Genomic DNA, 23,170 nt, shown 5'->3' with positions numbered 1-23,170 from the left:
GGTCTAGCGGTCAATGCGCTTTGGAGAGCGCGTCTTCATCAGCGCCCTGCAACTGCGCACGCAGTTGCTGAAGGCGTTGTGTCAGGGAGGCCAGCTCGTCGACACCGCAACGGGTGGCTTCGGCCAGCTGCAACGGTACGCGCTTCGCCTTCTGGCGCAAGGCACGGCCCTCGGTGGTGAGGCTCACGATCACGCGGCGCTCGTCGTCGGCGGCGCGCTCGCGCTGCAGCCAGCCCGAGGCTTCCATGCGCTTGAGCAGCGGGGTGAGGGTGCCCGAGTCGAGGAACAGGCGTTCGCCCAGTTCGCTCACCGTGAGGCCATCACGCTCCCACAGCACGAGCATTGCCAGGTACTGCGGATACGTGAGGCCAAGGGGCGCCAGCAAGGGTTTGTAGATCTTGGTCATGGCCAGCGACGTGGAGTACAGCGCGAAGCAGAGCTGCTGGTCGAGCAGCAGCCAGTCCTTCGACTTGTCTTCGCGTTGGGTCGTCTTGTCCATGGGCTGAAGTATATCGAATGTTCACAATTGAATTGTGAACAATATATTTACCCCGATGCCGCCAGGGACTTGGGCCTAGGGCGAGGTGGGCCATGGCCCACCTCATGTTGTCACGCGTCGCCGGTTGCGACCAGGGCGTCGATCTGCGTCGTGAGTTCGAGCCAGCGAGCCTCGGCCTGCTCTGTATCGTCGGCGATCTTCTTCAAGCGCTTGCCTTGCTCGACGCGCTGCGCCGGGCTCACGTCGGATTGAGCAGCCGCCGCCTCGATGTTGGCTTTCTCTTGCGTCATCGCGGCCAGGCTGCGTTCCAGCCCGGCCAGCTCGTTGCGCAGGGGCTTGGTCTGTTCGGCCAGTTTCTGGCGTGCCTGACCCGAGGCCTTGCGGTCCTTGGACGATGGTGCGGCGACGGGGGCCGCCACGGGCGCGGCAACGGCTGCCTGTGCTTTTTCCTTCTTCGCCTTGACCTTGGCGTTGCCGGCGTCGCGCGCGGCACGGGCCATCTCGCGCGAGGTTTCAAGCAGCCACTTCTGGTAGTCGTCGAGGTCGCCATCGAAGGGCTGCACGCCGCCGCCGGTGACGAGCCAGAACTCATCGCACACCTCACGCAGCAGGGCGCGGTCGTGGCTCACCAGCATCACCGTGCCTTCGAATTCGTTGAGCGCCATGCTCAATGCTTCACGGGTCGTGAGGTCCAGGTGGTTGGTCGGCTCGTCGAGCAGCAGCAGGTTGGGGCGCTGCCACACCAGCATCGCCAACACCAGTCTTGCCTTCTCACCACCGCTGAGTGAGCCCACGGCCTGCGTGACCATCTCGCCGACAAAGCGGAAGGAGCCGAGAAAGTCTCGCAGCTCCTGCTCGCGAGCCTGTGGCCCGACGTCACGTGCGAGGCGGATCATGTGCATCAGCGGGCCGTCGTCAAGCGACAGCACGTCGAGCTCCTGCTGCGCAAAGTAGCCGATGGACAAGCCCTTGCCCTCGGTCACTTCGCCGGCGATCAGCGGAATCTCTTTCGCGATGGTCTTCACCAGCGTCGACTTGCCCTGGCCGTTGGCGCCGAGGATGCCGATGCGCTGGCCGGCGAGCACCGAGCGGTTGATGTTGCTGATGATCGGCACGCCGTTGTAGCCGCAGGCCATCACCGAGAACGCGAGCATCGGGTTGGGCAGGCTTTGCGGCTCGCGGAACTCGAACTGGAAGTCGCTACTCGTCAGCACCGGCCCGAGCTTTTCCATGCGGGCCAGCGCCTTCACACGGCTTTGCGCCTGCTTGGCCTTGCTCGCCTTGGCCTTGAAGCGGTCGATGAACTTCTGCAGGTGCGCCATGCGCTCCTGCTGCTTGGCGAAGCTGGCCTGGGCCTGCAAGAGCCGCTCGGCGCGCATCTCTTCGAAGGCGGTGTAGTTGCCGGTGTAGCGGGTCAGGCGCGTCTCGTCGAGGTGCAGCGTGACCTTGGTGATGGCGTCGAGGAATTCGCGGTCGTGGCTGATGACGATCATCGTGCCTTCGTACTTCTGCAGCCAGGCTTCCAGCCAGACCAGGGCGTCCAGGTCCAGGTGGTTGGTGGGTTCGTCGAGCAGCATCAGGTCGGCCGGGCACATCAGTGCGCGTGCGAGCTGGAGTCTCATCCTCCAGCCGCCCGAGAAGCTGTTGACCGGGTCGTCGAGCTGGTCGACGCGAAAGCCCAGGCCCATCAGCAGCGCCTGCGCCTTGGGGCGAGCTTCGAAGCCGCCGGCCTCGGCGATCTCTTGGTGGGCATGGGCCATGGCATTGCCGTCGTCGGCCGCTTCGGCGGCCAGCAGCGCGGCATTGGCGGCTTGCAGGCGCGTGTCACCTTCGAGCACGTAGTCGGTGGCGCCGTCTTCGGTCTCGGGCATGTTCTGCGCCACCTCGCCCACCAGCCAGCGCGGCGGGATCGACACGTCGCCTGCGTCGGACTGCAGCCGGTGCGTGAGCAAGGAGAACAGCGATGACTTGCCGGCGCCGTTGCGCCCGACCAGGCCGATCTTCTCGCCGGGCTGCAGCGTGACGCTCGCGTCTTGCAACACGATCTTGGTGCCGCGTCGCAGCGTGATGTTCTTGATGACAATCATGATGAAATCGAATCTACCAATCTGAAAACTCAAAAACCGAGAGCAAAGCGACCATGAGCCGAGGCCTGACCACTCAAATCCTGCATGCCGACCGCCTTTTCGGCGCGGAGCATGGCGCTACCCACAAGCCTCTTCACGTGTCGGCGGCTTTTGGCTACGACACGGCCGCCGAACTGGCCGCCGTGTTCCAGGGCGACCGCAGTGGCCATGTCTACGCCCGCCAAGGCAACCCGACCAGCCAGGCCCTGGAGCAGAAGGTCACGCTGCTCGAAGGCGGCGTGGGCACCGTGTGCTTCGCCACCGGCATGGGCGCCATCGCCTCGCTGCTGTTTGCCTTGCTGAAACGGGGTGACCATGTCGTGGCCAGCCAGTTCCTGTTCGGCAACACCAGCAGCCTCTTGCAGACCCTTGAAACCCTGGGCTGCCAAGTGACGCTGGTTGATGCCACAGTGGCCGATCACGTGGCCGCCGCCATTCGGCCGGAAACCCGTATTGTCTTCGCAGAAACGATTGCCAACCCCCGCACGCAAGTTGCGGACCTCGAAGTCATCGGGCGGGTCTGTGCAGAACGCGGCATTCTGTACGTGGTCGACAACACCATGACGACGCCGTACCTGTTCCGCCCCTCGCAGGTGAAGGCCGGGCTGGTGGTCAATTCGCTCACCAAATCGATCAGCGGCCATGGCAACGCACTGGGCGGCGCCGTCACCGACACCGGGCTCTTTGAATGGGCTGCCTTCCCCAACATCCAGGCCTCGTACAAGAAGGGCGCGCCCAAGACCTGGGGCTTGCTCCAAATCCGCAAGAAGGGCCTGCGGGACATGGGTGCCACCATGGGCGCCGAGGCGGCACACCGCATCGCCACCGGCGCCGAGACGCTGGCCTTGCGCATGGACCGCGCCTGCGAGAACGCGCTCAAGCTCTGCACCTGGCTCGAAGCGCAACCCCAGGTGGCACGCGTGCATTACCCCGGCCTGGCGAGTCACGCGCAGCACGACAAGGCTCGGCAATGGTTCCGCGCATTCGGGGCGCTGATGAGCTTCGAGCTGAAAGAAGGGCACGACACCTTCGCCTTCCTCGACGCCTTGCAGCTGGTCATCAAGTCCAGCCACCTCGGCGACAACCGCACGCTGGCCATTCCGGTCGCGCAGACCATCTTCTGGGAGATGGGCCTGGAGCGGCGCCAGCGCATGGGCATTGCCGAATCGCTGATCCGCGTGTCGGTGGGCATCGAAGACTTCATCGACCTGCGGGCCGATTTCGCGCAGGCACTGAACAAGCTCTGAGCCCCTTCGGTTTGAATGGGCATCCGCGCTGCCCGGGTTAATTTGGAAATGATCAATCCATAATCGATCCATGCCTGCACACGCTGTCATCGATCGCCCACGCGGGCCCGGCCGACCCCGAGAGTTCGATCTCGATGCGGTGCTCGTGAGCGCTGCGGACGTGTTCAGCGAGCGCGGTTACCACGGCACCTCGATCAACGACCTGGCCGTAGCCACCGGTCTCAGCGCAGGCAGTCTCTACAAGGCCTTTGCGGACAAGCGTGCGGTGTTTCTCGCCACGGTGGAGCACCAGTCGCTTCGGCGCGGCAAAGAGCTGAGCGATGCCATCGCGTCGGAGCAGCTCGGGCTGAACAAACTGCGAGCTGCGCTGACGCACTACGCCGCCATTTCGTGCGGGGTCGACGGCCGCCGAGGTTGCCTGGTCGTGAACACGGCGGTGGAGCTGGCTGCCGGCGACGATGAGATCGCACGTCTGGTCAAAGCCGCCTTCCGGCGCCGCGAGGCTCTGCTGGCCGAACTGGTACGCCAGGGCCAGGCTGATGGCTCGGTCGCGACTGACGTCGATGTCGATGCGGCGGCCCGCTTTCTGCTGAGCCTCATGCAAGGCCTGCGCGTCGTGGGCAAGAGCATGCCCACGCGCAGCGAGATGAAGGCCGCTGTCGACGTCGCATTGCGGGCGCTCCACGTGACGCGCTGATTTCTGACCTCTGAAATTTCTTCCGACAAGGACGTTCACTTGACCTCCACCTCAACTGCCACCGCACCAGCCGCCGCGGTCCCCGGCATCCAGAACTGGCTGATGCTGCTCATGGCCACGGCCTGCGGCCTGATCGCCGCCAACCTGTACTACGCCCAACCCCTCATCGGCTTGATCGGGCCGGCGGTCGGCATCGATTCGCGCGGCGCGAGCCTGATCGTCACGCTGACGCAGATGGGCTACTGCGCCGGCCTGGTGCTGCTGGTCCCGCTCGCCGATCGGCTGGAGAACCGCCGCCTTGTCATCACGACGCTGGTGGCGGCCTCGGTCGCGTTGGCCGCCGAGGCACTCGCGCCGAACGAACCCATCTTCCTGCTCGCCGCGCTGTGCGTTGGGCTGGCCTCGGTGGCGGTGCAGATGCTGGTGCCGATGGCGGCGCACATGGCGCCCGAAGCTTCGCGCGGCCGTGTGGTCGGCAAGGTGGTGAGCGGCCTGCTCGCCGGCATCATGCTCGCGCGCCCGGTGTCCAGCCTCATCGCCGATGCGTGGGGCTGGCGTGCCGTGTTCGGCCTCTCCGCCGTGCTGATGATCGTGATGGCGCTGGTGCTCCACAACCTGCTGCCACAGCGCCGCCCGAACAACACGCAGACCTATGCGTCGCTCATCCGCTCGCTGTGGGCGCTGTTGCGTGACACCCCGGTGCTGCGCCGCCGTGCGGCCTACCAGGCCGCCGCCTTCGCAGCCTTCAGCCTCTACTGGACGGCGGTGCCCCTGATGCTGGCCGGCCCGGAATTCAATCTGTCGCAGCGAGGCATCGCCTGGTTCGCACTCGCCGGCGTGGCAGGCGTGTTCGCTGCCCCCGTCGCCGGCTGGATGGCGGACAAGGGTCACACGCGTCTAGGCACCGGCGTTGCACTGGTGATGATTGCGCTCGCCTTTGCGGGCAGTGCGATCGGCGTGAGCGGCTCGCTCATCGCCTTGCTGATAGGCGGCATCGTGATCGACCTGGGCGTGCAGGCCAACCTGGTGCTGGGGCAGCGCGCCATCCTTACTCTCGGAGAACACGTTCGCAGCCGGCTCAACGCGTTGTACCTCGCGCTGTTCTTTGCCGGCGGTGCGCTGGGTTCAGCGGTGGCGAGTGTGGCCTTCGTTCACGGCGGCTGGTTGTGGGTCAGCCTCATCGGCACCGGCTTCCCGGTGTTGGCACTGATCCTGTTCGCCACCGAAACGCACGCCGGCGCGAACGCTCACGCGTGAACTAACGAGCCCACTTCACCAGCGCATCGCGCGCGACCAGCAGCACCTGGTCGTCGCCTGCGCTGGTGTCGAGCCAGACCACCTCGAGCTTGCGGAAGGCGTGTTCGAAATGCGCACGTTCGTTGCCAATCTCCAGCACCAGCACGCCGATCGGGCTCATCCTCGAGGGAGCGTCTTTCAGGATGCGGCGCACCAGGTCCATGCCGTCGTCACCACCGGCCAGTGCCAGCGCGGGTTCGTGCCGGTACTCCTGCGGCAGCTCGGCCATGCTGCGCGAATTGACGTAAGGCGGGTTGCAGACGATCAGGTCGTAAGGCCCCGTCACGTCGTTCAGAAGATCTGACTTAACGAGCGTGATGCGCTTGCCGAACTTGTGCTTGTCGACGTTGATGCGCGCGATGGCCAGTGCATCGTCAGAGATGTCGGCCGCATCGACCTTCACCTCGGGGTAGGCCATGGCGGCGATCACCGCCAAGCTGCCGTTGCCGGTGCACAGATCGAGCACGCGATGCGTTTCGTCCGAGAGCCAGGTGTCCAGCGTGCCTTCGCCTTCACCGTCGGCCAACAGCTCGGCGATGAAGGAGCGCGGCACGATGCTGCGCTCGTCGATGTAGAAGGGCACGTTCTGCAGCCAGGCTTCCTTCGTGAGGTAGGCCGCAGGCTTGCGGGTCTCGATGCGTTCGGTGACCAGCGCTTCGGCCTTGGTGGTCTCTTCGGGGCTGAGCTCGCGCTTGGCGTGCTGCTCCAGCGCGTCGAGTGGCATGCCGAGTGCCCACAGCACCAGCCATGCACCTTCGTCGAAGGCGTTGTTCGTGCCGTGCCCAAATGAAACGCCCGCCTGTTTGAGGCGGGCGGTTTGCGCCGTGATGAAGTCGATGAGGTTCATAGGAGCAGCCCTTCGAGTGTCTTGCGATAGATTTTCTTCAGCGGTTCGATGTCCGCCACGACCACGTTCTCGTCGATCTTGTGAATGGTTTCGTTGAGCGGCCCGAACTCGACCACTTGCTGGCAGATCTTCGAGATGAAACGCCCGTCGGATGTGCCACCGGTCGTCGACAGTTCGGTGGCGACGCCGGTTTCGCTGCGGATCGCATCGCTCAGCGCCTTGACCAGGTCGCCCTGCGGCGTGAGGAACGGCTCGCCGCTCAGCGTCCAGGCGAGCTCGTAGTCCAGCGCATGGTTGTCGAGCACCGCATGCACGCGCGATTTCAGCGACTCGGGCGTCGATTCGGTCGAGAAGCGGAAGTTGAAGTCGACCACCAGTTCGCCCGGGATGACGTTGCCCGCGCCGGTGCCGGCATGGATGTTCGACATCTGCCAGCTCGTCGGCGGGAAGTACTCGTTGCCAAAGTCCCACTCGATGCGCACCAGCTCGGCCAGTGCCGAAGCCACGAGGTGGATCGGGTTTCTGGCCAGTTGAGGGTAGGCGATGTGGCCTTGCACGCCCTTGACGCTGAGCTTGCCCGTGAGCGAGCCGCGGCGGCCGTTCTTGATCATGTCGCCCAGGCGGTGGACCGAGGTGGGCTCGCCGACGATGCAGAAGTCGATGACCTCGCCGCGCTGCTTCAACACCTCGCAGACCTTCACCGTGCCGTCGACCGACGGGCCTTCTTCGTCGCTGGTGATCAGCAGCGCAATGCTGCCGCAAGTTTCACCATGCTCGGCAATGAACTCTTCGATCGCCACCACCATCGCAGCGATCGACGTCTTCATGTCGGCAGCGCCGCGCCCATAGAGCTTGCCGCCGCGGTGCGTCGGCACGAACGGGTCGCTGTGCCACTGGGCGAGCGGGCCGGTCGGCACCACGTCGGTGTGGCCGGCGAACATCAGCAGCTTGCCGCCTGGGCGGCCCCGCCGCACCGCCCACAGGTTGGTGACGCGAAAGTTGTCCGGCCCGAAGCTCAGCGTCTCGCACTCGAAGCCGAGGGGACGCAAACGCTCGGACAACAGGTCCTGGCAACCGCCGTCATCGGGCGTGTGGGAACGCCGAGCGATCAGCGCTTCGGTGAGTTGCAGAGCCGCCGACATCAGTATCTGGGCATGAAGCCGCTCGAGCGGCCATCGTCCGTGTGGACATCCAGTTGGATATCGGTGAACGTGGGCTGATCGTCGCTGACGTCATCCTTTTTGGGCTGCAGACGAGACACGGGTTCCATGTCGTTCTGCAGGCGCCACATCAGGTTGGTCGGCGAGTCGGCGTAGGCCAGGCCTTCGTCGCGCGTGATCACGCCTTCGCCGATCAGCTTGGCGAGGTCGGCCTCGAAGGTCTGCGAGCCTTCGGCCAGCGACTTTTCCATCGCTTCCTTCACGCCGTTGAAGTCGCCTTGTTCGATCAGTTCCGACACCAGCTTGGTGTTGAGCATCACCTCGACCGCCGGCCGGCGGCCACCCGCCGATGCGCGCACCAGACGTTGCGACACGATGGCGCGCAGGCCCGACGACAAGTCGGACAGCAGCGCGGGCCGCGATTCAGGCGCGTAGAACGACAAGATGCGACCCAGCGCGTGGTAGCTGTTGTTGGCGTGCAGTGTTGATACGACCAGGTGGCCAGACAGCGAATACGAGATCGCCATGGTCATCGTTTCGCGGTCGCGGATTTCGCCGATGTAAATGCAGTCAGGTGCCTGGCGCAGCGCGTTCTTCAGCGCCACCTGCAGCGACTGCGTATCACGTCCGACCTCGCGCTGATTGATCATCGAGCGCTTGTTGTGAAACATGAACTCGATCGGGTCTTCGATGGTCAGGATGTGCCCGGCCATCTGCTGGTTGCGCTGCTCGATCATCGACGCGAGCGTCGTGCTCTTGCCGGTGCCGGTGGCGCCCACCAGCAGGATCAGCCCGCGCTTCTCGAGGATCAGGGTGCTCAGAACCGGCGGCAGGTTCAGGCTGCCCAGCTGCGGAATGTCGTGTGGAATGCAGCGGAACACCGCGGCGATGGAGCCGCGCTGGCGGAAGGCGCTCAGGCGGAAGCTGCCGACGCCACTGATGCCGATGCCGACGTTCAGCTCGCCGGTGTCTTCCAGGTCTTCGAGCTGGCTGGGCGTGAGCAGTTCGGCCAGCAGCTGGCGCGGCTGGGCGGCGCTCAACGGCTGGTCGGAGAGCTGAAGAATCTGCCCGTTGATCTTGATCAGTATGGGCGTCGCGGCGGACAGGTAGACGTCAGAAGCGCTCTTCTCGGCCATCAGCCGGAGCACGCGCTCCATGTTGCCGCCTGTGCCTGCGCTGCTGCTGGTGGCGCCGTTCGTCATGGTGTTCATGGAAGTCCTTTCAGGCCCATGTGTCGATCAAGAAGGAGAGGGGAGAGCTTCTCAGCTGCGCAGCAGTTCGTTGATGCTGGTCTTGCTGCGCGTCTTCGCGTCGACGCGTTTGACGATCACCGCACAGTACAGGCTGTGGCTGCCGTCGGCGCTGGGCATGTTGCCCGCCACCACCACCGAGCCCGAAGGCACGCGGCCGTAGATCACCTCGCCGGTGGCGCGGTCGAGAATCTTGGTGCTCTGGCCGAGGTAGACGCCCATCGAGATCACCGAGTTCTCTTCGACGATCACGCCTTCGGCCACTTCGGACCGGGCACCGACAAAGCAGTTGTCTTCGATGATGGTCGGGTTGGCCTGCAGCGGCTCGAGCACGCCGCCGATGCCGACGCCGCCGCTCAGGTGCACGTTCTTGCCGATCTGAGCGCACGAACCGACGGTCGACCACGTGTCGACCATGGTGCCTTCATCGACGTAGGCGCCGATGTTCACGTAGCTGGGCATCATCACCACGTTCTTCGCCAGGTAGGCGCCGTGGCGTGCCACGGCCGGCGGCACGATGCGCACACCGGCTTCGCGCACCTGGCTCTCGTCGAGGTGCGAGAACTTGGTCTTGACCTTGTCGAAGAAGGCCAGCTCGCCGGCGTGCATCAGCGCGTTGTCGCTCAGGCGGAACGACAGCAGCACGGCCTTCTTCATCCACTGGTTGGTTGTCCACTGGCCCACGCCCTGGCGCTCGGCGACGCGGATGCGGCCCTTGTTCAGGTCGTTCAGCACATGGTCGACGGCCTCGCGCACTTCTTTGCTGGCGCTCTGTGCGTTCAGGGTCGCACGGTCTTCCCACGCGTTGTCGATGAGGGTTTGCAGTTGTTGGGTCATGGAGGGTTACCGTGGGGTGACGTAAGAGCGAACAAAGGAGGCAATGCGTTCTGCGGCTTCCAGGCATTCATCGGCTTCGGCCACCAGGGCCAGCCGGATGCGCCCTGCGCCCGGGTTGATGCCATGTGCGTCGCGTGCCAGCAGGCTGCCCGGCAGCACCGCCACATTGTATTGAGCCAGCAGCTCCAGCGCGAAGGCGATGTCGTCGCCGCCTGCGATGTGCTTGGGCACCCCGGCCCAGAGGTAGAAACTCGCGTCGGGCAGCTTCACGTCAAGCACCTGCGACAGCACCGGCGTGACCTGCGCGAATTTGCGGCGGTATTTGTCGCGGTTGGCCACCACGTGCGCTTCGTCGTTCCAGGCGGCGATGCTGGCGTGCTGGATGGTCTGGCTCATCGCGCTGCCGTGGTAGGTGCGGTACAGCAAGAAGTGCTTGATGAGCTGCGCATCGCCCGCCACGAAGCCCGAGCGCATGCCCGGCACGTTGGAGCGCTTCGAGAGGCTGGTCAGCGCGATCAGGTTCTTGAAGTTCTTCACGCCGAGCTGCGTGGCGGCTTCCAGCGAACCCAGCGGCGGCTCGTCGCGGAAGTAGATCTCCGAATAGCACTCGTCCGAGGCGATGACGAAGCCGAAGCGCTCGCTCAGCTCGAACAGGTGTTTCCATTCCGACAGCGGCATCGTCGCCCCGGTCGGGTTGCCGGGCGAGCACACGTAGACGAGTTGCGTTCGCGCCCACACGCTCTCGGGCACCGCGGCCCAGTCGGCAGCGAAGTTGCGCGCCGGGTCGCTGTTGACGAAGTACGTTTCGGCGCCCGACAGCAGCGCCGCGCCTTCGTAGATTTGATAGAACGGGTTGGGGCAGACCACGGTGGCGCGCGGCTTCGTCGGGTCGATGACCGTCTGGGCCAGCGCGAACAAGGCCTCGCGCGAGCCGTTGACCGGCAGCACCTGCGTGGCCGCATCCACCGCCACACCGTAGCGCCGCGACAGCCAGCCGACACAGGCCTGGCGTAACGCAGGTTCGCCGGCAGTCGCCGGGTAGCTGGCCAGGCCGCCCAGGTTGTTCTTGATAGCGTCGAGGATCAACTCGGGCGTCGCGTGCTTGGGCTCGCCGATGCCGAGGCTGATGGCCTTGAGCGCCTTGTTGGGCTGGATGTCTTGGGTGAGGGCGCGCAGGCGCTCGAACGGGTAGGGGTGCAGCCTGGCGAGAAGCGGATTCATTCCCCGATTATCGGGGAGCGCGCTTGCTGAACCCTTCCGCGCTGGCGCGCACAGGCGGGGCCTGCCAGCCGGGCGGCCAGACCGGCTGGCCGTGCTCACCGAGGAGGCTCGTGAGGCCGAGCTTGCGCATCAGTGTGGCGGCGTCGTAGGGTGCATGCACCTTCACGTCGTTGTCGAAGTAGACGTAGATGTCGCGCGAGGCTCGCGGGGGAGCCGGTTTGTCGGAGGCGAGGCTCGCGTCCTCCACCTGCCCGCCCTGGCTCCAGGTGCGGATGCGGGCTGCCCAGCGCTCGAGTGCAGCGTCGCTGTAGCCACTGGCGTAGAGCTCCTTGTCGCCGTGCAGCCTCAGGTAGACGAAATCGGCGCTCAGGTCTTCGAGCAAAGGCCACTTGCCCGCCGTGTCGGCCACCACCAGCGCGATGCGGTAGCGGCGCAGCAGAGCAACGAAGGCCGGGTCGACGAAGCTCGGGTGGCGGATCTCCACCGCATGCCGCAGGCGGCGCTTGCGATCGGGTTCCACGCTGACCCGACCGTTCAGGCGCTCGCTGTGCCGTGCTGCGAGCTCGGCGGCCTGCTCCGTGTCGTGCGGCAGTTGCGCGAAGAAGGGCTCGAAGCGCTCCGGCTTGAAAGGAAGGTAGGGCGGAAACTGCCACAGGATGGGGCCGAGCTTCTCCTTCAGTTCGAACAAGCCGCTGGCGAAGAAGTTGGCCAGCGGCGTCTCGATGTCCTTGAGCCGCTTGTTGTGGGTGATGTACTTGGCCCCCTTGGCCGAGAACACGAAGTCATCCGGCGTGTCCTCGTACCACTGCGCGTAGTACTCGGGCCGCTGCAGCGAGTAGAACGAGCCGTTGATCTCGATCGTGGGCAGCATGCGCGAGGCGTATTCCAGCTCGCGGCGCTGCGGCAGTTTCTCGGGGTAGAACACACCACGCCACGGCGTGTAGCGCCAGCCGGAGATGCCGATGCGGATGTCAGCGCGGGTCATGCCCCTTGCGGGGCAATCGGGATGCCGAGTCTTAGAGCAGGCCGCGTTCGGTGGAATGCGCGGGCAGGTCGATCACCGGCTGTGGCTTCCAGCCCTTCTTTCGGTGCTCGGCCACCACGTTGGTGTAGATGCCGCCGCGCACGTACCACTTGGCGGTGATGCGGACGAAACGTGGGTCGGTGGCGCGCACGATGTCGTCGAGGATGGTGTTGGTCACCTTCTCGTGGAACGAGCCTTCGTTGCGGTAGCTCCAGAAATACATCTTCAGGCTCTTGAGCTCGACGCAGAGCTTGTCCGCAATCATGTCGATCGTGAAGTGCGCGAAGTCGGGCTGGCCGGTCAGTGGGCAATTGCAGGTGAACTCAGGTACCTGAAATTGAATCGCGTAATCACGGCTTGCCGCAGGGTTCGGGAAGACCTGCAGGTCTTTCGACGGCTGCGACGGCGGAGTCGCCGGTACCGGCCGCATCGTGGCCGAGGTGGTCGCGGCTTTTCGGCTGGGCTTGGATGGGCGGGATGGGGGTGTTGTCTTGGGCATGTTGACTGCGGGGGCAAAGGCGACGTGGCGCCGCCGGAAGGCGGGGGATCGTAGCACCGGCACGGCTGCCAGCGTGCGCCGATGAGCACCGCCCGCCGCTGGGAGATCGATGCGCTGCGCGGGCTGATGCTCGTGCTGATGACCGTCACCCATTTGCCCACGCGATGGGCCTCGCCACTCAGCCAGCCGTTCGGCTACGTGTCGGCCGCCGAAGGGTTCGTGCTGCTGTCGGCCTACATGGTCGGGCTGGTCTATGCCCAGAAGCGCCGCCGTGTCGGCGAAGCTGGAATGAAGAAGGCACTTCTCGACAGGGCCTGGAAGATTTACCTGTGCCAGGCGGCCTTGCTGGTGTTCCTGTTCAGCATCGTCGCGGCGATCGGGGTGACGCGTCACCAGCCGGCCGTGACGGACATGCTGAATTTCTACTTCGAGCAGCCGCTCACCGCCTTCGTGAGCGGCATGCTGCTGGTCTACAACCCGCCGCTGCTCGACATCCTGCCGCTGTACATCTTTTTCCTGGTGCTCAGCCCCTTGCTGATGGTCCACGACACCGAGCGTGGTTGGCGAGTCATCCTCGGCCTCAGCCTGGCTCTGTGGTTCGGTGCCCAGTTCGGGCTGGGGCCTTTTCTGTACCGCACCCTGGTGACGTCGTTCGGCGTGAAGGTGCCCGTGTCGGACACCGGCGCCTTCGGTGCGCTCGCCTGGCAGCTGCTCTGGGTGATCGGGCTGTGGATGGGCTCGCGCCAGGCGGCGGCCCAGCCGATCGCGGGGCGCTTTCCGCCCTGGATGGTGGCGGTGGCAGTGGGCTATGCGCTGACTTGCCTCATCGCGCGCCACGCCATGGGCCAGCTCCCGGCGACGGATGCCTCGACGCTCGGTGCACTCTTCGACAAATGGGACCTCGGCAGCCTGCGGCTGATCAACCTGTTGGCCCTGATCGTGGTCGTGATGCATTTCGGCCCGCGCTGGATCGCACGGCTGAACGGGGTGCCAGCGCTTGAGCTGCTGGGCCAGGCGTCGTTGCCCGTGTTTTGCGCGCACCTGGTCGCGACCTTGCTCGCGCTGGCGATCATCGGAGCGGCCGTTCCGGAGCGGCCGATCTGGGTCGACGGTGCGCTGATGGGCGTGACCTTCGCGGCCTTATACGCCGTGGCCTGGGTCAGTCGTTGGCCTTCGCGTCGGCGGGCGTCGTCGGCGCATGCACGGCCGGCTTGACCTGAAGCGTGCTGACGGTTGTCGTTCCGCCCTTGTTGCCCGAAGCGGTGGCCGGCGCTGCAGAGGGCGCCAGGTGCTTGGCGATCACCTGGCGCCACAGCGCGTAGCCGTCGGCGTTGAGGTGAAGCGAGTCGCCGCTGAAAAGCTCCTTGCGGGCGAGCCCGTCCGCGCCGAGCATGGGCGTGTAGATGTCGATGAAGTCGGTGTTATCCGTGCGTTCGGTGTACGCCTGGATCAACGCGTTGGTCGCTTGCACCCGTTGCTGAAGGTGAGCCCGCGCCGGGCTCGGCTTGATCGACACGTAGGCGACGCGGGTCTGCGGCAAGGCTTCCCGCACACCAGTGACGAAGCGCTCGAATTGAGCCGCCACCTCTTCGGGCTGCGCGCCTTCTGCCAGATCGTTGTCGCCGGCATAGACCACCACGATGCGTGGCTGGTAGGGCGTGACCAGCTTGTCGATCAGCGACGCGCAGTCAGAGAGGCGTGAGCCGCCGAAACCCCGCTTGATGATGGTGGAAGCGTCGCCAAAGCCTGTTTCCAGGCCGTCCCACAGCCGGATCGACGAACTCCCTACGAACAGCACGCCGCCGGTGGGTGGGGCTTTCAGCCGGTCGGATGCAGCAAAGTCATCGAGACTGCTCTGCCACCGGCTGGCGACGGTTTGCGTCGTGGGGCGTGCGGCGGTGACCGGTTGGCCATGCGCCGTCAACCATGCGCCGAGAAGGCCCAATCCAATCCATGCGGAACGCTTCAACATCCAGGCTCCCTTCAAACACGCAGCCGTGGCTGCACCTCTGTTGCGAACCCTGTCAGCGCCCGAAGTTCCCCATGAATCCCGCCCTGCTGCCATGGGGTCTGCCACCCATGGCTGCCTTGGGTGCCGGTGCTATCATCCGGCCCGCTCGGCTCCTTCGCAATGCGCGGGTTTTCCTAAAAAAATCAAGGACTTAGCGTTGCCGCAAGTCCTGCTGAATGTGCAACGGACCGCGGTCCCACGCCACTTCTTCCATGCGCCTCAATTCCATCAAACTCTCCGGCTTCAAATCGTTCGCCGAACCCACGAATTTCCAGCTGCCTGGCCAGCTGGTCGGGGTGGTCGGACCCAATGGTTGCGGCAAGTCCAACATCATGGATGCCGTGCGCTGGGTGCTCGGCGAATCCAAGGCCAGCGAGTTGCGCGGCGAGTCGATGCAGGACGTAATCTTCAGCGGCTCGGGCAATCGCAAGGGCGCAAGCCGTGCGAGCGTCGAACTCGTGTTCAGCAACGAAGACGCGCGCGCCGGCGGGCAGTGGAACCAGTTTACCGAGATCGCCGTCAAGCGCACGCTCACGCGCGACGGCACCAGCAGCTACTTCATCAACAACCAACCGGTGCGCCGCCGTGACGTGCAAGACGTTTTCCTCGGCACCGGCCTCGGCCCGCGCGCCTACGCCATCATCGGCCAGGGCACCATCAGCCGCATCATCGAGAGCAAGCCCGAAGAGCTGCGCATGTTCCTCGAAGAGGCAGCCGGCGTCTCCAAGTACAAGGAGCGCCGCCGCGAGACCGAGAACAGGCTGAAGGACACGCGCGAGAACCTCACGCGCGTCGAAGACATTCTTCGCGAGCTCAACAGCAACCTCGACAAGCTGGAGAAGCAGGCCGAGGTGGCCAGCCAGTACCGCGGCCTGCAGGAATCGGGCACGCTGAAGCTGCATCAGCTGTGGTTCCTCAAGCACCGCGACGCGGCCAGCGAACAAGAGCGCGTGAAGAACGAGGTGATGGCCGCGACCAACGCCTTCGAAGAACGCATGGCCGAACTGCGCCATGGCGAAGCCGAGCTCGAGACCATCCGCCAGGCGCACTACGCCGCAAGCGACGAACTGCACACGGCGCAAGGCTCGCTGGCCGAAGCTGCGCTCGAAGTGAGCCGGCTTGAAGAGCGCATCCGCTACGTCGTCGAAGGCAGGCAGCGCGTCGAGCAGCGCCTGGTCGAGCTGAAGTCGCAGACCGAGCAGTGGCAGGAACGCCAGACCGAGGCGCAAGACGAGCTGGAGCAGATCGCCGAGCAGATTGCTGCGGCCGACGAGCAGAGCGAAGTGCTGGCGGCGCAGGCCGAAGAACAGGCAGGCAACCTGCCGACGGTGGAAGACGCAGTTCGCGCCGCGCAGAACCGCAGCAACGAGCAGCGCACCGTGGTCGCCAGCGTGCAGCAGCAGATCCAGGTGCTGGCTGCCGAAAGCCGCAACCTCGACGAGCAGCGCAAGCAGTTCAACGGCCGGCGAGAGCGGCTCGATGCCGAACGCCGCCAGCTCGCCGCGCCCGACATGGACCGGCTCGCCGAGCTGAAGACGCAGTACGCGGTTGCCGAAGAAGCGCAGACGGTCGCCGATGCGCGCCTGCACGAGCTGAACGAGCAGGTGCCGGCCCTCGATGAAGACCGCCGCGCCAAGCAGGAACAGCTCAACACCGAAGGTGGCAAGCAGGCCGACCTGAGTGCGCGGCTCGATGCCTTGCGCGCGTTGCAAGAAAAAGTGCAGACCGAAGGCAAGCTCAAGCCTTGGCTCGCGAAGCATGGCCTCGAAGGCCTGCAAGGGCTGTGGACCAAGATCCATATCGAGTCGGGCTGGGAAACGGCGCTCGAATCCGCGCTGCGCGAGCGCATCAATGCGCTCGAAGTGGGCCGCATCGAGACCGTGCGTGCCTTCGCCACCGACGCGCCTCCCGCCAAGCTGGCCTTCTACACGCCGCCTCGGGCTGCCATTGCCAACACGCACCAGACCCTGCCGCGCCTGAGCGACTTGCTGCGCCTGGGCGATGCGGGCCTCAAGGCCTTGCTCAACGACTGGCTCGAGGGCGTCTACACCGCCGCGAACATCGACGAGGCGCTGGCCGCGCGCTCGAAGCTCACGCATGGCGAAGTGATCATGACCCGTGAAGGCCACGCCGTGAGCCAGTTCGCGGTGGCCTTCTATGCCCCCGATTCCGAGCAGGCCGGCATGCTGGCCCGCGCGCAGGAAATCGAGAACCTGGAACGCCAGCTGCGCGCCCAGGCGCTGATCGCTGAAGAGACGCGCAGCAGTCTGATCCGCGCCGAAGCGGCCTACACCGAGGCCTCGCAGCGCCTGATCGCCGCGCGCCGCGAAGCCGGCGAGACGCAGACACGCGCGCATCAGCTGCAGGTGGAGTTGCTGCGCCTGTCGCAGCTCGCCGAGCAGACCAGCTCGCGGCGCAACCAGCTCGACAGCGAGCTGGCCGAGGTCGACGCGCAACTCGAAGAGCTCAACGAGCGCCGCGCCACCGGCGAGGCCCGATTCGAAGAGTTGGACATGCAGCTGGCGACGACGCAGGAGCGCCATGCCGAGCTCGACGAAGCCGTCATCACCGCCGAGCGCAAGCTGACCGAAGCGCGCGAGCAACTGAGGGCGCTCGAGCGGCAAGCGCAAGAGGCGCAGTTCTCGTCGCGTTCGCTCGCGGCGCGCCGTGGCGAGCTGCAGCGCAGCATCGAGACCGCGGTGCAGCAGGCGGCGAGCAACGAGCAATCGGCCGTGACGCTGAAGGAAGAGCTGGAGCGCCTGACCGATGCATCGGCCCAGGTTGGCCTCGAAGCCGCACTGGCGCTGAAGCTCGACCGCGAGGCAGCGCTCGGTGCCAAGCGCAGCGAGTACGACGACCTGACCATGCGCCTGCGCCGTGCCGACGAGCAGCGCCTGCAGCACGAGCAAAGCCTGCAGCCGCTGCGTGACCGCATCACCAAGCTGCAACTCGAAGAGCAGGCCGCGCAACTCGGTGGCGCGCAGTTCATGGAGCAGCTGACCGCCGCCGAGGTCAACCTCGAGGCACTGGCCCAGAACATTGCCGACAACAACGTCAAGCTCTACGGCCTGCAAGGCGAGATCGACCGCATCAACCGCGAGATCAACGCACTGGGGGCCGTGAACCTGGCCGCGCTGGACGAGCTGACCGCGTCGCGCGAGCGCAAGACCTTCCTTGATGCGCAGAACGCCGATCTGAACGAGGCCATCACCACGCTCGAAGGCGCCATCCACAAGATCGACCTCGAAACGCGCGATCTGCTGGGCACCACCTTCAACCAGGTCAACGAGCATTTCGGTCGCATGTTCCCGAGCCTCTTCGGCGGCGGGCAGGCCAAGCTCATGATGACGGGCGACGAGATCCTCGACGCCGGCGTGCAGGTGATGGCACAGCCGCCGGGCAAGAAGAACAGCACGATCCACCTGCTGTCGGGTGGCGAGAAGGCGCTCACCGCCATTGCGCTGGTGTTCGCGATCTTCCAGCTCAACCCGGCACCGTTCTGCCTGCTGGACGAAGTGGACGCGCCGCTCGACGACGCCAACACCGAGCGCTACGCCAAGCTGGTGAAGGAAATGAGCAAGGGCACGCAGTTCCTCTTCATCAGCCACAACAAGATCGCTATGGAAATGGCCGAGCAGTTGATCGGCGTGACCATGCAGGAGCAGGGCGTGTCGCGCATCGTGGCGGTCGACATGGAAGCCGCGGTCAGCCTGGCCGAAGCCGCATGACGGGCCACCCCCAGAGCGCCTGCGTCGACGGGAGCAGGCCGTGAGCAGCCTGACCATCGCGCTGGCGTGTGTCGGGGGCGTAGTACTCGCCGGCGTGGTGGCGCACGGTGCGTGGCAGGCGCGCAAGGCCGGCCCCAAGCGGCCGGAAGAGCAGGTCATGGAGGCCCGCGAGCCGGTGCTGCAAGAGCCCACATTCGATGACGCAGAGCGTATCGAACCTGCGCCCACTGAAGACGAACCCGCGCCGCCGCTGCCCGTCGTCCCGCGCAAAGCCAGCCTGCGCATCGACGCGCTGATCGATGCCATCGCCTCGCTCACTGTCGAATCCCCGGTCAGCGGTGAGATGGTTCTCGGTCACCAGCCGACCACTCGCCGTGCCGGCAGCAAGCCCTTCCTCATCGAAGGCATGAACGCTGAAAGCGGCGAATGGGAAGCGCCTCTGCCGGGCCAGCTCTACAGCGAGCTGCAGGCTGGCGTGCAACTCGCCAACCGCACGGGGGCGCTCAACCAGATCGAGTACTCCGAGTTCGTGCAGAAGATCGAGCCGTTTGCTGAAGCCATCGGCGCGATGGCCGACTTTCCCGACATGCTCGACGCGGCAGGCCGCGCGCGTGAGCTCGACGCCTTCGCCAGCCAGTGCGACGCGCAACTCGCCGTGCACCTGCAGGCGCGGTCTGCGGCGTGGAGCGTGGGCTACATCCACCAGCACGCCGCCCGCCACGGTTTCGTGCCGGGCGTGCTGCCCGGCCGGCTGGTGCTGCCGTCTGCAGAAGAGGGCGCACCGCCCGTGCTCACGCTCACCTTCGACTCGCAAGCCGCTTTGGCAGATGACCCGAACCGCGCCGCCGTGCGAGACGTGACGTTGAGCTTCGACGTGCCGCAGACCGACCCGGCCGCCGAGCCTTTCGTCGCCTGGCAGGCCAGCGCGCAGGCGCTGTCGCTCGGCATGGATGCAGTGATCGTCGACGACAACGGCCAGCCGCTCAGCCCTGAAGGCTTTGCAGCCATCGGCAACGAGCTGAGCCAGCTCTACGACGCGCTGTCTGGGCGGGACTTGTCGGCCGGCTCTGCTGCAGCGCGGCGTCTGTTCAGCTAACGCCCGAAGCAAGGCCGGCAGACCCGGCGCTTGTCGCAAAATCGGCGCATGACCTCGCCTGCCAAATCTCCCGAGAACCGCGCCGCCGAGTTGCGCGAACAACTCCACCACCACGCTCACCTGTACTACGTGCTCGATGAGCCGAGCCTGCCTGATGCCGAGTACGACAAGCTCTTCCAGGAGCTGCAGGCGCTAGAGGCTGAACACCCCGAGCTGTTGACGTCTGACTCGCCCACGCAGCGGGTGATCGGCAAGGTGCTCGATGGTTTTGCGGTGGTTCACCACACGGTGCCGATGCTGAGCATCCGCACCGAGACCAACACCGAGTCCACCGGCGCGGCCGCCTTCGATGCGCGGGTGCGGCGCGAGCTGGCGTTGACGGAGGCCGATCCGCCGGTGGAATACGCGGCGGAGCTGAAGTTCGATGGCCTCGCCATCAACCTGCGCTACGAGGGTGGGGTGCTGGTGCAGGCTGCCACGCGCGGCGACGGCGAGAAGGGTGAAGACGTGACGCAGAACATCCGCGTCATCAATCAGATTCCGCTGCGTCTGAAAGGCATGAAGGCGCCGGTGATCGAGGTGCGCGGCGAGGTGTACATGCGCCGCGACGACTTCGAAGCTGTCAACGAACGCCAGCGCGAGCTGATCGCCAAAGGGGCGAAGAACGAGAAGACCTTCGTCAACCCGCGCAACGCGGCGGCGGGTGCGGTGCGTCAGCTCGACCCGGCACTGTCTCGCAGGCGGCCGCTGAGTTTCTTTGCGTACGGGCTGGGCGACGTGCAGGGCTGGGAGATCCCGCCAACGCACAGCGGCTTGCTCGACGCGCTGGCGGTGTTCGGCCTGCCGGTGAGCCCCGACCGCGTGGTCACGCAGGGGGCCGAAGGACTGGTCGCCTTCCACAAGGCCATGGGTGAGAAGCGCGACAGCTTTCCGTTCGACATCGACGGCGTGGTCTACAAGGTCAACTCGCGCGAGCTGCAGAAGAGGCTCGGTTTCGTCTCGCGCGAGCCACGCTGGGCGGTGGCGCACAAGTACCCGGCGCAAGAGCAGATGACGGTCGTGCGCGACATCGACATCCAGGTCGGCCGCACCGGCAAGCTCACGCCGGTGGCCAAGCTGGAACCGGTGTTCGTGGGTGGCACCACGGTGAGCAACGCCACGCTGCACAACGAAGACGAGACGCGGCGCAAGGACGTGCGCATCGGTGACACGGTGGTCGTGCGCCGCGCGGGCGATGTGATCCCCGAGGTGGTGAGCGTGGTGCTGGAGAAACGCGCTGCCGATGTCAGCGAGCCCTTCGACCTCTACAAGAAGCTCAAGGGCAAGTGCCCCATCTGCAGCAGCGACATCGCGCGCGAAGAAGGAGGCGCCGACTGGCGCTGCACCGGCGGGCTCTTCTGCCCTGCGCAGCGCAAGCAGGCCATCCTGCATTTCGCCGGGCGGCGGGCGATGGACGTGGAAGGGCTGGGCGACAAGCTCGTCGACCAACTGATCGAGTCCAAGGTCATCCACACCTTGCCCGACCTCTACAAGCTCGGCCTGGCGAACCTCACCGCGCTCGACCGCATGGGCGAGAAGAGCGCGCAAAACCTCTTGGCCGGCCTGGAGAAGAGCAAGCGCACGACGCTTGCGCGCTTCTTGTATTCGCTCGGCATCCGCCAGATCGGCGAGACCACGGCCAAGGACCTGGCCAAGCACTTCGGCTCGCTCGACCGCATCATGGACGCGAGCGTCGAGCAACTGCTCGACGTGAACGACGTCGGCCCGATCGTCGCGGAGAGTATCCACACCTTCTTCGAGCAGCCGCACAACCGCGAAGTGGTGGAGCAGCTGCGCGCCGTCGGTATCCACTGGGACGAGAACGAGGGCGCCGGCGACCTGAGCCCCAAGCCGATGGCCGGCAAGACCTTCGTGCTGACCGGCACGTTGCCTGTGCTCACACGCGACGAAGCCAAGGAGATGATCGAAGCCGCGGGCGGCAAGGTCTCGGGCTCGGTGTCCAAGAAGACGACCTACGTGGTGGCCGGCGAAGAAGCCGGCAGCAAGCTCGACAAGGCACGTGAACTCGGCGTCGAGGTGATCGACGAAGCAGGCCTGCGCGCCTTGCTGCCCGTCAGCGGATGAACGGTCGCGAAACGAGACACGGCCGGCGTCGTCGCGGGGCGATCCTGCAATAGACTCGTAACCCATTGAAACGCGGCGCGCAGACAGCATCGCGAACATGAGGAGCGGGTGTGAGGGCACATGCTGAATTGAATCCGGGTGGCGCATGACGGATAGCTCGAACAAGAAAACCTTGTACGAGATCCTGGGCGTGAAGCCCGATGCGAATCTTGTCGACATCCAGATCGCCCACGAGGGGCTCCTGGGTGCCGCAGAAGGTGCGCTCGACGCGGCCGAGCGCGTGGCCTTAAAAGAGGCCTACCGCATCCTCGCCGACTCGCGGCGACGGGCCGCCTACGACCAGTCGTTGCGCCGACGCGCGCGTGCCTCGGTCGAGTCCGTTGATGAGGACGACGAGCCTTCGGGCCGCAGCAAGACCCCCTTGGTGGTCGTGGCAGTGGTGGTGCTGCTGGTGGGTGGCTGGTGGTTCACGAGGAGCCCTGAAAAATCGGCGAGCTCCGCCGCCGTGCCGGTGGCTCGTGCGACGCCTGCGGCGACCGCGGAGCCGAACGCCGCGCCTGCAGCCGCCAGCGCGGCGGGGGCCGAGGTGGCAACCGACAAACTGCTGCTCGGCACGTGGCATTGCAAAGGTCCGCTGACCGGCAATGGACTGGACCTGAACTTCGCATCCGACGGGGGCTACACAGGGCAGGTGGAGGGTCAGCAGCTGCGTGGGGACTACATCGTCAACGGGGCCGCGCTGACGTTTCGCGACGCGGAGCAGTCCAACGGTTTCGCCATCGAAGAGCTTTCGCCGCAACGCCTGGTGATCCACCGTGGCGAGGGCAAGCGCCTGAGCTGCAACCGCTGACATTCCCGCCGATCGTTTGCTGAAGTTCTTGCCGAGGGTTTCACCATGAGCCGCATCGTTTCCCCATTCGTCACCCTCCACCGCGCAGCGGGCTTCGGCTTGATCGCTGCGATGGCCAGCCTTCCCATCAGCGCACATGCCACCTGGGCCTGCACCAACGCGGCAGGCAAGACCAGCTTCCAGGACCGGCCTTGCGAGACCAAGGCGCCGTCCGTCAAATGGGTGGCAGTCAAGTCTGCGGAGCTCACGATCGCGGGTGCCGAAGAAACGCTGCTTCGCTTCGACGGCGCCATCAACGAACGAGACATGGCCTCGGCCGGCCGGCTGCTGTCGAAGAACTTCAAGTCGAAGGTGGTGGACAAGCGCGGTCGCACCGAAGTCGGCCGTGACGATTTCATGGACGCGATCACGCGCACTGTGCAGGCGTCTAAACGCTACCAGCTCGATCGCCAATGCACCGATGCGAAGCCGGACCCCTTGTCGCAGACCTTGCGCTTGCAGTGCCGCAAGGTCGAGCGCGTCGACGTGTTGCGCCGTGCGACCAATGCCGAAACGCTCGAGCGGGTCAGCATGGTGCTCGAAGGCGACGAGATCCGGATCGCCGAGATCAGCAACCTCCAGCCGTAGCGGTTGCGCCACGGCCTCGCGGCCGTGCCCA

At 65.6% G+C, this 23,170-nt stretch carries 19 protein-coding genes; 9 read left to right on the top strand and 10 right to left on the bottom strand.

The window, feature by feature from the left end; all coding sequences use genetic code 11:
- Nucleotides 1-10: 10 nt before the first annotated feature.
- Both AC1DYS_RS22705 and abc-f read right to left on the bottom strand, forming a co-directional pair.
- Nucleotides 11-499 (bottom strand): MarR family winged helix-turn-helix transcriptional regulator, encoded by a 489-nt coding sequence (locus AC1DYS_RS22705; RefSeq protein ID WP_477903362.1) that lies wholly within the window; start codon nt 497-499, stop codon nt 11-13.
- A 110-nt stretch (nt 500-609) separates the two neighbouring features.
- Entirely contained in the window at nt 610-2,586 is a 1,977-nt protein-coding gene (gene abc-f, locus AC1DYS_RS22700; protein ID WP_477903360.1) for a ribosomal protection-like ABC-F family protein, read from the bottom strand.
- A 53-nt stretch (nt 2,587-2,639) separates the two neighbouring features.
- On the opposite strand from abc-f, the gene AC1DYS_RS22695 reads away from it, so the two are divergent.
- The 3 genes from AC1DYS_RS22695 (at nt 2,640) to AC1DYS_RS22685 (ending at nt 5,826) form a co-directional block, all read left to right on the top strand.
- Nucleotides 2,640-3,872, top strand: a complete 1,233-nt coding sequence (locus AC1DYS_RS22695; RefSeq protein WP_477903358.1) for a cystathionine gamma-synthase family protein — start codon at nt 2,640-2,642, stop codon at nt 3,870-3,872.
- A gap of 70 nt (nt 3,873-3,942) precedes the next feature.
- Nucleotides 3,943-4,569 carry a TetR/AcrR family transcriptional regulator gene (locus tag AC1DYS_RS22690; protein WP_477903356.1) on the top strand — a complete coding sequence of 209 codons (627 nt, stop codon included), beginning with the start codon at nt 3,943-3,945 and terminating at the stop codon, nt 4,567-4,569.
- Between the two features lie 39 nt (nt 4,570-4,608).
- Entirely contained in the window at nt 4,609-5,826 is a 1,218-nt protein-coding gene (locus AC1DYS_RS22685) for an MFS transporter (protein ID WP_477903354.1), read from the top strand.
- Nucleotide 5,827: 1 nt separating this feature from the next.
- Here the strand turns inward: AC1DYS_RS22685 and prmB are convergent, their stop codons facing one another.
- Genes prmB through queF form a run of 7 tightly spaced genes read right to left on the bottom strand, consistent with a single transcriptional unit; the run spans nt 5,828 to nt 12,634 of the window.
- A complete protein-coding gene (gene prmB, locus AC1DYS_RS22680; protein WP_477903352.1) occupies nt 5,828-6,712 on the bottom strand; it encodes a 50S ribosomal protein L3 N(5)-glutamine methyltransferase in 885 nt (294 codons plus the stop codon).
- On the bottom strand, nt 6,709-7,854 hold the full coding sequence (dapE, locus tag AC1DYS_RS22675) for a succinyl-diaminopimelate desuccinylase (RefSeq protein ID WP_477903350.1): 1,146 nt from the start codon (nt 7,852-7,854) through the stop codon (nt 6,709-6,711). The genes prmB and dapE overlap by 4 nt, the downstream gene beginning before the upstream one ends.
- Nucleotides 7,854-9,074, bottom strand: a complete 1,221-nt coding sequence (locus AC1DYS_RS22670) for a PilT/PilU family type 4a pilus ATPase (protein WP_477903804.1) — start codon at nt 9,072-9,074, stop codon at nt 7,854-7,856. The genes dapE and AC1DYS_RS22670 overlap by 1 nt, the downstream gene beginning before the upstream one ends.
- Before the next feature lie 60 nt (nt 9,075-9,134).
- Nucleotides 9,135-9,959, bottom strand: a complete 825-nt coding sequence (gene dapD, locus AC1DYS_RS22665) for a 2,3,4,5-tetrahydropyridine-2,6-dicarboxylate N-succinyltransferase (RefSeq protein WP_477903348.1) — start codon at nt 9,957-9,959, stop codon at nt 9,135-9,137.
- A gap of 6 nt (nt 9,960-9,965) precedes the next feature.
- Complete coding sequence (gene dapC, locus AC1DYS_RS22660) at nt 9,966-11,180, bottom strand: succinyldiaminopimelate transaminase (RefSeq protein ID WP_477903346.1); 1,215 nt, start codon at nt 11,178-11,180, stop codon at nt 9,966-9,968.
- 7 nt (nt 11,181-11,187) lie between these two features.
- Entirely contained in the window at nt 11,188-12,165 is a 978-nt protein-coding gene (locus AC1DYS_RS22655) for a DUF72 domain-containing protein (RefSeq protein WP_477903344.1), read from the bottom strand.
- 31 nt (nt 12,166-12,196) lie between these two features.
- A complete protein-coding gene (gene queF, locus AC1DYS_RS22650) occupies nt 12,197-12,634 on the bottom strand; it encodes a preQ(1) synthase (RefSeq protein WP_477903802.1) in 438 nt (145 codons plus the stop codon).
- 150 nt (nt 12,635-12,784) lie between these two features.
- On the opposite strand from queF, the gene opgC reads away from it, so the two are divergent.
- On the top strand, nt 12,785-13,918 hold the full coding sequence (opgC, locus tag AC1DYS_RS22645; protein WP_477903342.1) for an OpgC domain-containing protein: 1,134 nt from the start codon (nt 12,785-12,787) through the stop codon (nt 13,916-13,918).
- On the opposite strand, the gene AC1DYS_RS22640 is transcribed toward opgC, so the two are convergent.
- The gene (locus tag AC1DYS_RS22640) at nt 13,863-14,675 is read right to left on the bottom strand and encodes an SGNH/GDSL hydrolase family protein (RefSeq protein ID WP_477903340.1); all 813 of its coding nucleotides are present in this window, start codon (nt 14,673-14,675) and stop codon (nt 13,863-13,865) included. The two genes, opgC and AC1DYS_RS22640, sit on opposite strands and share 56 nt — an antisense overlap.
- 251 nt (nt 14,676-14,926) lie before the next feature.
- Between AC1DYS_RS22640 and smc the strand changes: the two genes are divergently transcribed.
- The 5 genes from smc to AC1DYS_RS22615 all read left to right on the top strand — a co-directional run bounded on the left by smc (nt 14,927) and on the right by AC1DYS_RS22615 (nt 23,139).
- Nucleotides 14,927-18,442, top strand: a complete 3,516-nt coding sequence (gene smc, locus AC1DYS_RS22635; protein ID WP_477903338.1) for a chromosome segregation protein SMC — start codon at nt 14,927-14,929, stop codon at nt 18,440-18,442.
- Between the two features lie 40 nt (nt 18,443-18,482).
- On the top strand, nt 18,483-19,538 hold the full coding sequence (locus AC1DYS_RS22630) for a cell division protein FtsZ (protein ID WP_477903336.1): 1,056 nt from the start codon (nt 18,483-18,485) through the stop codon (nt 19,536-19,538).
- Between the two features lie 48 nt (nt 19,539-19,586).
- Nucleotides 19,587-21,662: an NAD-dependent DNA ligase LigA gene (gene ligA, locus AC1DYS_RS22625; protein ID WP_477903334.1), complete on the top strand. Its 2,076-nt coding sequence runs from the start codon at nt 19,587-19,589 to the stop codon at nt 21,660-21,662.
- A gap of 145 nt (nt 21,663-21,807) precedes the next feature.
- A complete protein-coding gene (locus tag AC1DYS_RS22620; RefSeq protein WP_477903332.1) occupies nt 21,808-22,512 on the top strand; it encodes a J domain-containing protein in 705 nt (234 codons plus the stop codon).
- A 45-nt stretch (nt 22,513-22,557) separates the two neighbouring features.
- Nucleotides 22,558-23,139 carry a hypothetical protein gene (locus AC1DYS_RS22615; protein ID WP_477903330.1) on the top strand — a complete coding sequence of 194 codons (582 nt, stop codon included), beginning with the start codon at nt 22,558-22,560 and terminating at the stop codon, nt 23,137-23,139.
- Nucleotides 23,140-23,170 lie beyond the last annotated feature (31 nt).

The organism is Rhizobacter sp. P2_G4 (assembly GCF_056403575.1).
Note: the sequence above shows the minus strand (reverse complement) of the source record. Positions and strands in the feature narration are given on the sequence as shown.